Source organism: Streptomyces sp. NPDC056948 (genome assembly GCF_042674225.1).
GTDB classification, from domain to species: Bacteria; Actinomycetota; Actinomycetes; order Streptomycetales; family Streptomycetaceae; genus Streptomyces; species Streptomyces purpurascens.
In genome coordinates this window covers 1-8,657 of sequence record NZ_JBHUQX010000400.1, presented here as the reverse complement: position 1 = coordinate 8,657, position 8,657 = coordinate 1, and the positions used below count along the sequence as shown (strand labels likewise).

The 8,657-nt window shown below is 70.9% G+C and carries 7 protein-coding genes, 1 tRNA gene and 1 pseudogene; 3 read left to right on the top strand and 6 right to left on the bottom strand.

Features of this window, described 5'->3' with window-relative positions; genetic code table 11:
• Nucleotides 1-97: 97 nt before the first annotated feature.
• Nucleotides 98-1,765, top strand: a complete 1,668-nt coding sequence (locus ACFTZL_RS35940) for a hypothetical protein (protein ID WP_382591874.1) — start codon at nucleotides 98-100, stop codon at nucleotides 1,763-1,765.
• Nucleotides 1,766-1,823: 58 nt separating this feature from the next.
• Here the strand turns inward: ACFTZL_RS35940 and ACFTZL_RS35935 are convergent, their stop codons facing one another.
• The 4 genes from ACFTZL_RS35935 to ACFTZL_RS35920 form a co-directional block, all read right to left on the bottom strand.
• Nucleotides 1,824-2,384: an HIT domain-containing protein gene (locus tag ACFTZL_RS35935; RefSeq protein ID WP_311124712.1), complete on the bottom strand. Its 561-nt coding sequence runs from the start codon at nucleotides 2,382-2,384 to the stop codon at nucleotides 1,824-1,826.
• A gap of 66 nt (nucleotides 2,385-2,450) precedes the next feature.
• Nucleotides 2,451-4,427 carry a threonine--tRNA ligase gene (gene thrS / locus ACFTZL_RS35930; RefSeq protein WP_382591871.1) on the bottom strand — a complete coding sequence of 659 codons (1,977 nt, stop codon included), beginning with the start codon at nucleotides 4,425-4,427 and terminating at the stop codon, nucleotides 2,451-2,453.
• A 91-nt stretch (nucleotides 4,428-4,518) separates the two neighbouring features.
• A complete protein-coding gene (locus tag ACFTZL_RS35925) occupies nucleotides 4,519-5,760 on the bottom strand; it encodes a hypothetical protein (protein WP_382591868.1) in 1,242 nt (413 codons plus the stop codon).
• Nucleotides 5,757-6,323: a DUF4365 domain-containing protein gene (locus ACFTZL_RS35920; RefSeq protein ID WP_261684048.1), complete on the bottom strand. Its 567-nt coding sequence runs from the start codon at nucleotides 6,321-6,323 to the stop codon at nucleotides 5,757-5,759. Before ACFTZL_RS35920 ends, ACFTZL_RS35925 begins: the two co-directional genes overlap by 4 nt.
• A gap of 169 nt (nucleotides 6,324-6,492) precedes the next feature.
• Here ACFTZL_RS35920 and ACFTZL_RS35915 point away from each other — a divergent pair, with 169 nt between their 5' ends.
• Nucleotides 6,493-7,221, top strand: coding sequence for a 3'-5' exonuclease (locus ACFTZL_RS35915; protein WP_215122594.1), 729 nt, complete (start codon nucleotides 6,493-6,495; stop codon nucleotides 7,219-7,221).
• 57 nt (nucleotides 7,222-7,278) lie between these two features.
• On the opposite strand, the gene ACFTZL_RS35910 is transcribed toward ACFTZL_RS35915, so the two are convergent.
• Nucleotides 7,279-7,350, bottom strand: a tRNA-Val gene (locus ACFTZL_RS35910).
• A gap of 39 nt (nucleotides 7,351-7,389) precedes the next feature.
• Complete coding sequence (locus tag ACFTZL_RS35905) at nucleotides 7,390-7,836, bottom strand: SRPBCC family protein (protein WP_382591864.1); 447 nt, start codon at nucleotides 7,834-7,836, stop codon at nucleotides 7,390-7,392.
• Between the two features lie 98 nt (nucleotides 7,837-7,934).
• Here ACFTZL_RS35905 and ACFTZL_RS35900 point away from each other — a divergent pair.
• Nucleotides 7,935-8,657 (top strand): annotated as a pseudogene (locus ACFTZL_RS35900) (hypothetical protein); the annotation flags it as partial.

The following is an 8,657-nucleotide window of genomic DNA, read 5'->3' as shown; positions in this document are numbered from 1 at the left end:
CCGACGGATGTCATTGCGTGCGGATACGCTGATGACCTGATCAACAGGTGTGCGGAGCGCGGAAGTCGGGAAGGCCGCAGATGCGGATGCGGCAGCGATGGGGGCGGCAGTGACAGACGGATTCGACTTCAGCCCAGGGGCCCAGGTGCCTTTGGCGGGTTCGGCTGGGCAGACGGCGGCGACCTACGCACTGGCCGCGGCGGCGTACCGGGACGACGAGGTCACCAAGATCCTCAACGCCGACAACGAGTGGCACCAGTCGAAGGTGAAACCGCCGCGCCCCTGGGCGAAGATCCTCCGTCCCAGGTTCGGCGAGGCCTTCTCCCGCGCCATCATCGACCGGATGCTGGGTGCCGGGCGCAACCCCGTCATCCAGTCCTTCGGCATCGAACCCCAGGTCGTCGTGGAGCACTGCCTGGCGGCCCACCGCATCCGCCGCGACCGCGACAACTGGCTCTCGGCGATCACGGTCATCTGCGGGGTGCTCTTCCTGCCGGGCTTCCTCGTGTGGCTGCTGGTGTTCACGCTGCGCACCACCATGGCCAAGCGCGAGGACAAGCGCGCCGGCGCCCTCGCCACGACCCTGCTGGTCGCGGTGGGCGCGCTCGCCGTGCTGTTCCTGATCAAGATGCCCTTCACGGGCTTCTGGGCCTTGTACGCGCGCGCGGCGGTCATCATGCCGGTCGTCGGCTGGTTCTGGGCCAAGCAGATCTGCGAGCGGACGGCCCGTGACCTGCGGGAGCGCTGGTCGAGCCTGCTGTCGGGCGGCGGCGTGGGCGCCAAGATCCCCGAAGCGGTTCCGGGCAACCCGGGCGACGCGGCCGAGCAGGTGCGCAAGGAGCTGGCCCGCCTCGGCGCCGAGCAGCGGTCCAACTCGGTCTTCTACGCCGGTCCCAAGGGCATACTCGGCATGGGCACGCGGTGGGGCAGCTGGCAACTGGCCGAGGAGCTGGTCTCCGCCGATCCGGACAAGGAGTTCCACCCCTTCCGCAGCTGGGACGTCATCGTGGCGATCCAGGGCGGCCTGGGCATGCTGGAGCGCACGTCCATCAACACCGGCGGCTTCCCCAAGCCGTCCATCACGCACTGGATCGTCACGCCGATCGGCGAGAAGGCGACGGATGTGTCCCGGCCGAGCGGCACGGACGTCGACGCGTACACGGTCCGGACGCACGCCATACAGGACATCTGCAACAAGCAGCAGTTCGGCAGCGGCGACCGGCACTACCTCGGCGTGCAGTGGACCCTCTGGGACGGCCATCTGGTGATCACGATGCTGATCACGGTGACCGTGCTGCACGACACCCTGCGCATCGAGGTCACCGGGCACGCGCTGGGGCCGGTCAACCCCCTGTTCAACGAGAAGCCGGCGGCCAAGGAGAAGGCGGTGCAGAAGGCCCTGAAGTTCTGGGAGACCCGCACCGTGAAGCTCCCCCTGATCGACGCCGACGAGGTGGTACGACTGGCCGCGCGCGCCCCGCTGACCTGGTACCCGCCGCTGCTGAACTGGCTGGGCGGCAGTCTGACGCTCCCGGAGCCGTTCGGTCTGCGGCATGCGTGGGCCGACCAGCCGTGGCGGCACCGCTTCATGGCCGACGACGCGTTGCGGGCGGCTACGCCTGTCCTGCGTGTGGTGCATGCGGCGGCGCTGAAGGTGCTGCGGGAGAACGGGGTGGACGTGGAGAAGTTCGGGTCCAGGTCGGCGGCGCTGAGCGGGGCCGTACAGGAGGCTTCGCCGAAGAAGGCCGACGTGTACGACGCGTAGGACTCGTGAGCCGCGGGCGGGAGGGGCCGGTGTCGACATAACGCCGGCCCCGCCGGACTCAGCTCGTCGGCCAGGCCTCCGCCAGCATCTTCCGGGTGTCCGCCAGCAACTGCGGCAGCACCCGCGTATGTCCCACCACCGGCATGAAGTTGGTGTCCCCGCCCCAGCGCGGCACGATGTGCTGGTGCAGGTGCGCCGCGATGCCCGCGCCCGCCACCGTGCCCTGGTTCATTCCGATGTTGAAGCCGTGCGCGCCGGAGGCCGTGCGCAGGGCCGTCATCGCCTGCTTGGTGAGTTCGCCGAGTTCGGCGGTCTCCCCCGCCGTGAGGTCCGTGTAGTCGGCGACGTGCCGGTAGGGCACGGTCATCAGGTGCCCGCCGTTGTACGGGTAGAGGTTGAGCACGGCGTAGACCTGCTCGCCGCGCCGGACGACCAGCCCGTCCTCGTCGGACTTGGCCGGGATCGAGCAGAAGGGACAGCCGTCGCCCGAGCCCGGGCCGGTCGGCTTGTTCTCGCCCTGGATGTAGGCCATCCGATGGGGCGTCCACAGACGCTGGAACGCGTCCTGCGTCCCCACTCCCAGCTGCTGCTCCGGCTCACTCGTCATGCAGTGCAGCATATGGCGTAGAGCTGGGGGGACGGCAAAGGCCCCCGGGATCTCCCCGGGGGCCCGTACGCCGTGTGATCAGACCTGCGCCCGCTCCTCGACGACCTTCTGGATCTTCGCGATGGCCTCGTCGAAGGGGATGCCGTTCTCCTGCGAGCCGTCGCGGTAGCGGAAGGACACGGACCCGTGGGACATGTCCTCGTCGCCCGCGATGACCATGAAGGGCACCTTCTGCTTCTGGGCGTTGCGGATCTTCTTCTGCATCCGGTCGGAGGAGGAGTCGACCTCGACGCGCAGGCCCTTCCGCTTGGCCGCCGCCGCGAACTTCTCCAGGTACTCGACGTGCGCGTCGCCGATCGGGATGCCGACCGCCTGGACCGGGGCCAGCCACGCCGGGAAGGCGCCCGCGTAGTGCTCCAGGAGCACCGCGAAGAAGCGCTCGATCGAGCCGAACAGCGCGCGGTGGATCATGACGGGGCGCTGCTTGGCGCCGTCCGCGCCGGTGTACTCCAGGTCGAAGCGCTCCGGCAGGTTGAAGTCGAGCTGGATCGTCGACATCTGCCAGGTGCGGCCGATGGCGTCCTTGGTCTGGACGGAGATCTTCGGGCCGTAGAAGGCGGCGCCGCCCGGGTCGGGCACGAGGGGCAGGCCCTGCTTCTCGGCGACCTGGCTCAGGGTCTCCGTCGCCTCCTCCCAGGCCTCGTCCGAGCCGACGAACTTCTCCGGGTCCTTGGTGGAGAGCTCCAGGTAGAAGTCGGTCAGGCCGTAGTCGCGCAGCAGGCCGAGGACGAAGGTGAGCGTCTTGTCGAGCTCCTCCGCCATCTGCTCGCGGGTGCAGTAGATGTGCGCGTCGTCCTGCGTGAAGCCACGGGCCCGGGTCAGGCCGTGCACGACGCCCGACTTCTCGTAGCGGTACACGGTCCCGAACTCGAAGAGGCGCAGCGGCAGTTCACGGTAGGACCGCCCGCGCGCGTCGAAGATCAGGTTGTGCATCGGGCAGTTCATGGGCTTGAGGTAGTAGTCCACGCCCTCGTCGAGCTGCATGGGCGGGTACATGCCGTCGGCGTACCAGTCCAGGTGGCCCGAGGTCTCGAAGAGCTTCCCCTTGGTGGCGTGCGGGGTGTAGACGAACTCGTAGCCCTCTTCCTCGTGGCGGCGCCGCGAGTAGTCCTCCATGACCCGGCGGATGATGCCGCCCTTGGGGTGGAAGACGGCGAGGCCGGAGCCGATCTGCTCCGGGACGGAGAACAGGTCCAGCTCGCTGCCGAGCTTGCGGTGGTCGCGCTTCTCGGCCTCGGCGAGGAACTCCAGGTGCGCCTTCAGCTCGTCCTTGGTGGGCCAGGCGGTGCCGTAGATGCGCTGGAGCATGGGGTTCTTCTCGCTGCCGCGCCAGTAGGCGGCCGCGTTGCGCATCAGCTTGAACGCCGGGATGTTCCGGGTGGAGGGCAGGTGGGGACCGCGGCAGAGGTCCTTCCAGCACAGCTCGCCGGTCTTGGCGTCCAGGTTGTCGTAGATCGTCAGCTCGCCGGCACCGACCTCGACGTCCGCGCCGTCGTCGGAGGAGGCGGAGCCCTTGAGACCGATCAGCTCCAGCTTGTACGGCTCGCCGGCCAGCTCCTCGCGGGCGGCCTCGTCGGTGATCGCGCGGCGGGCGAACTTCTGCCCGCGCTTCTGGATCTCCTGCATCTTCTTCTCGACGGCCTTGAGATCCTCGGGCGTGAACGGCTTCTCGACATCGAAGTCGTAGTAGAAGCCGTCCTTCACGGGCGGGCCGATGCCGAGCTTGGCCTCGGGGAAGAGCTCCTGCACGGCCTGCGCCATGACATGCGCGGTGGAGTGGCGCAGGATGTTCAGGCCGTCCTCGGAGGAGATCTCGACGCCCTCGACCTCGTCGCCCTCGGACAGGGCGTACGACAGGTCCTTGAGCTCGCCGGCCACGCGCGCGGCGATGATCGAGCGCTCGCCGGCGAAGAGCTCGGCGGCCGTAGCGCCCGTCGTCACCACGCGTTCTTCCCGCTCGGAATCGCGCTGGATGATCACACGGACGTCTGACACCGGTCTCTCCTGACTGAAGGTGGGGCTGCGGCGCCGTACGGGAGCGCACACGAGTATGGATCGTACCGACCCCGGGGCGCCCACCGCGAAATCAGTCCTCGCAGTCCCCGCGATCGCCTCCGCAGGCCTCCTCGAAAAAGGCCGCCATCCCGGCGTTCTCCTGCAAGGCCTTCATCAGCCGGTCCCGCTCGGCGTCGTCGACCTGCACCGGTACGACGCCGTGGGCGCCGGTGAGGCGCCGGAAGCCGCCCCGGCTCTCCAGCCGGCCCTGCACCCGCACCGGCAGTCCGACGAGGTGGGCGTGCCCGGCGATCCGGTAGCCCTCCTCGTCCAGGGTGATCCGGACGTTCGGGACCTCCGCCCCGGCCAGTACCCGCAGCCGTACGGTGCCCTCACCGCGCGGCCCCGACCTGCGCAGCCGCACCACCGCTCCGGTGATCCGCACCGGCACCGCGGGTTCCTCGCGCAGATAGCGGGCGCCCGCCTCGCGCAGGACCGGCAGGTCGCCGGGCGAGAACTCGACGGGCTCGGCGGAGGGCGCGCACCCCTCGGGCACCCCGGCCGCCGGGGCCCACTCGACGGCGATCCGGGCGCCCTCCGTGCCCCGGACCAGGGCGACGAGTGCCTCGGTGAGCTCGTGGCTCACCCCGGCCTCGACCGCGGCGTCGAAGGCGTCCATGCCGCCCGTGGCGCGCTGATAGTCGATGGCCTCACGGGCGGCGTACAGCGCCTGGTGGAGGCGTACGGCCACGGGGCGCCCGCCGGCGACGGGCACGAAGGCGGTGAGCCGGCCGTCGGCGGCGGAGCCGACGAGGACGTTCTCCAGGGACGCGGCGGCGGAGCGGCGATGGCGGGCGCCGTGGTAGCCGGCCCGCGCGCGTGCGGCGAGTGCCGCCGCGAGCAGCATCCGGCGGGCCGCGGTGCGCAGCCGGTCCTCGACGATCCAGGGCGCCGCACCGGCGGGCCCGGCGGGGACGTCGTGCCACCAGCGGATCTCGTCACTGGGCACGGCGAGGGAGACGAGGACCTCGCGGGCGGAGGGCGAGCCGCTGCGGGACAGGGCGAGCAGGGCCTCGCCGAGGAGGTCGTCGCTGTCGGGGAAGGCACGGTTCTCCGGCACCAGCAGGCTCGTGCCGCTGCCGCCGGGGCCGGGCGGGGTCCAGCGGCCGTAGCGTCCGGGGGCGCCGCCGCGCCGCAGCCAGCCGTGCCGGCGCAGCAGGGCGCTCAGCACGGCCGGGTCGACCTCGCGGGGCTCGGGAGGAGGGCCGCTCCAGGAGTCGACGGGGTGGGGCCGCACGGCCCTCAGTGGCTCCTCGGTCGGGCGGTGCGTCACGGTTTCCCTCCCGTCCCGACCCGCGTCATGATCTCGCACAGGGCCCGGTCGTCGAAGATGCGTGCGGTCGGTATGCGCACGGTGGTGCGGCCGCGGCCGGTGATCGGCTGGCCGGCGAGGTTGGTCCAGTAGCAGCAGTGCCTGAGGTCGAGCCGGTCGTGGCCGGCGCGCAGCCAGTCGTCCTGGGAGCGCGGCACCAGCATCACCACCAGGATCTTGTGGACCGACACGGGTGTGCGGGCGAGTTTCGCCAGGTGGGCGTTGTCGAGCGTGAAGGAGAAGGTGCGGCCCGGCGGGTTGGGCGGCACCTGGTAGGTGGCCTTGAGCTGCACCTTGATGGTGACCTCGTCGTCGACCGTGTGCCCCGGGGCGCTGTGGCTGACGTGCCAGTCGATGCCGTTGTCGGGAAACGGCTGGGACAGCGAGCAGCCGGCGGCCGCCGCGACGGCGTGCAGATAGCCGACCTGCAGTGTCTCCATGCAGGCGGTGGTGGCGAGGGTGCCGCGGGAGGGAGCCGTGCGCTCGGGCAGCAGCCCGCCCCGTTCGGGCTGCGCAATGGCCATGGCCAACAGCCTTCCAGAACAAGTGAGTCCCCGTTGCGGGCCGCTGAACTGCAACAACCCGTACTCCTGTTGTCTCCTTCCGGCGTAGTACGCAAACAGCCCGGGTATCACCGAATCGGGCAGCGGACGGTGCGTCAACTGCCGAAGGTGAACGAGGGGTTGTGTGGCTATGACGACGTGCTGGTACGAGGGGGCGCTGGCCGCCTTCGACACGGAGACGACGGGCGTGGACGTCGAGACCGACCGGATCGTGTCGGCCGCCGTCGTCGTCCAGGACGCCCCGGGCGTCCGGCCGCGGGTCAGCCGCTGGCTGGTGAACCCGGGAGTGCCGGTGCCCGCCGAGGCGACGGCGGTGCACGGACTGACGGAGGAACACCTGCAGCGCAACGGCCGGTGGCCGGCGCCTGTGATGTACGAGATAGCGGAGGTGCTGGCCGAGCAGGCCCACGCCGGCCGCCCGGTCGTGGTGATGAACGCGCCGTTCGATCTGACCCTGCTGGACCGGGAGTTGCGCCGCCATCGCGCCTCGGCCCTGGACCGCTGGTTCGAGCCGGCCCCGCTGCTCGTGCTCGACCCGAGGGTCCTGGACAAGCACCTGGACCGCTACCGCAAGGGCCGCCGCACGCTGACCGATCTGTGCGCGCACTACGGCGTCACGCTGGAGGGCGCGCACGACGCGGCGGCCGATGCCGTGGCGGCGCTGGAGGTCACCCGGGCGGTGGGCCGCCGGTTCGCGTCCCGGCTGGAGCGGCTCGCCCCCGGTGAACTGCACACACTGCAGGCGGTGTGGCACGCGGCGCAGGCCCGGGGACTCCAGGCGTGGTTCGCGCGCAGCGGTGTCGAGGAGTCGGTCGACCCGGCCTGGCCCCTGCGTCCGGACCTGCCGGCGGCGGCCTGAACACCTGGTCCGGGTATGAAAAAACCGGTCCGTCTGAGACGGACCGGCTGTTTCCGGTGGGCGATACTGGGTTCGAACCAGTGACCTCTTCGGTGTGAACGAAGCGCTCTCCCACTGAGCTAATCGCCCGGGAACGGACTGAACAATACAGGCCCCGGCACGTTTCCTTCAAACCGCTTCGAGGTGCCTGACGAGTCCGCGCCGCCCGGATCGCATCATCAGCGTGTGGTTGGCGCGGAAGACGGGCCGTCCCGGTACGGCGAGCCTCCTCAGCAGCGGCTTGGTCACGCTCACGACCTGGTCGTACCGCGCGAGACTGCCCGGCCCGAGCGGCGTGACCGTCCAGCGTGCCCAGCCCTCGATGTCCCCGGACAGGGCGGTCTCCAGCACACCGGCCGCGGGGTCGCGCCGCACCTCCCGTGCCGTGAAGGTCATGTCGTACGGCAGGACGGAGCGGATCCGGATCACGCCGGTGGTCTCGTCGAGCCGGGTCACCTGCCGGACCTGGCGCCACCAGCGGGGGTAGTCCTCGGCCCGTTCCAGCGCCTCGTACACGGTGGCGGGCGGCTCGGTCAGGGGCCACAGGCTGCGGAAGCGATAGTGGTTCCAGTCCATGCCCGCAGTCTGCCCACTCGTGGTGGGGGCTTGTCTGAGTACGCGCCTGAGTATCCGCACTCATGCCGTGCGAGGTGACGCGGACCACACTGCCAGGCATGACGTACCTTCCGCCCCCGGCCGAGGAGTTGCGGCTCCTCGATGCCGAACTCCGGCAACTGGACGCCCGCCGGGCCCAGTTGCTGACACGTCGCGCCTGGCTGGTGTCGGCCCTGCAACGGATGCAGCAGCCGTCGCCGGTGGCACCGTCGCCCGCGGTACCGCCCCGCCCGGAGACCGCCGCACCCAGCGTGCAGAACGTCCTCCTGGTCCTCGGCGGTGTGCTGCTCACGCTCGCGGCTGCGGTGTTCACGCTGGTCAGCTGGGGTCATATGGGGATCGCCGGGCGGGCGCTGGTGCTCGGCGCGGTCACCCTGGCCGCGCTCGCCGGGCCCGTGCTCCTGCTGAAGCGGGGGCTGCGGTCGACGGCCGAGTCCGTGGCGGGGCTCGGGCTCGCCCTGACCGTCCTGGACGCGTACGCGCTGCACGAGGCCGCCCTCACCGGTACGGACGGGACCGGGTACGCCGCGGCAGCGTCAGCGGTGCTCGCGGTGATCTGGTCGGCGTACGGCCTGCTTCCGGCGACGGCCGCCCTGCGGCTGCCCCTGCCCTCCGCCCTGGCCGTGGCCCAGTTCCCGCTGCTGCTGTGGGCCCTGGCCACTGATGCGGGTCCGTACATGATCACGGCCGCGCTGCTGGTGACGGCCGGGCTCGACACGGTGGCGGCGCTGCGGGTGACGGCCGGGCCGGTGCGGATCGCCGCTGTCGTCGGTGCGTACGGC

Bases quoted from the DNA above. Each gene is read 5' to 3' on its own strand.
- ACFTZL_RS35940 (WP_382591874.1), top strand. From the start codon at position 98: ATGGGGGCGGCAGTGACAGACGGATTCGACTTCAGCCCAGGGGCCCAG.
- ACFTZL_RS35935 (WP_311124712.1), bottom strand. From the start codon at position 2,384: ATGCTGCACTGCATGACGAGTGAGCCGGAGCAGCAGCTGGGAGTGGGG.
- ACFTZL_RS35920 (WP_261684048.1), bottom strand. From the start codon at position 6,323: ATGGCCATTGCGCAGCCCGAACGGGGCGGGCTGCTGCCCGAGCGCACG.
- ACFTZL_RS35915 (WP_215122594.1), top strand. From the start codon at position 6,493: ATGACGACGTGCTGGTACGAGGGGGCGCTGGCCGCCTTCGACACGGAG.
- ACFTZL_RS35905 (WP_382591864.1), bottom strand. From the start codon at position 7,836: ATGGACTGGAACCACTATCGCTTCCGCAGCCTGTGGCCCCTGACCGAG.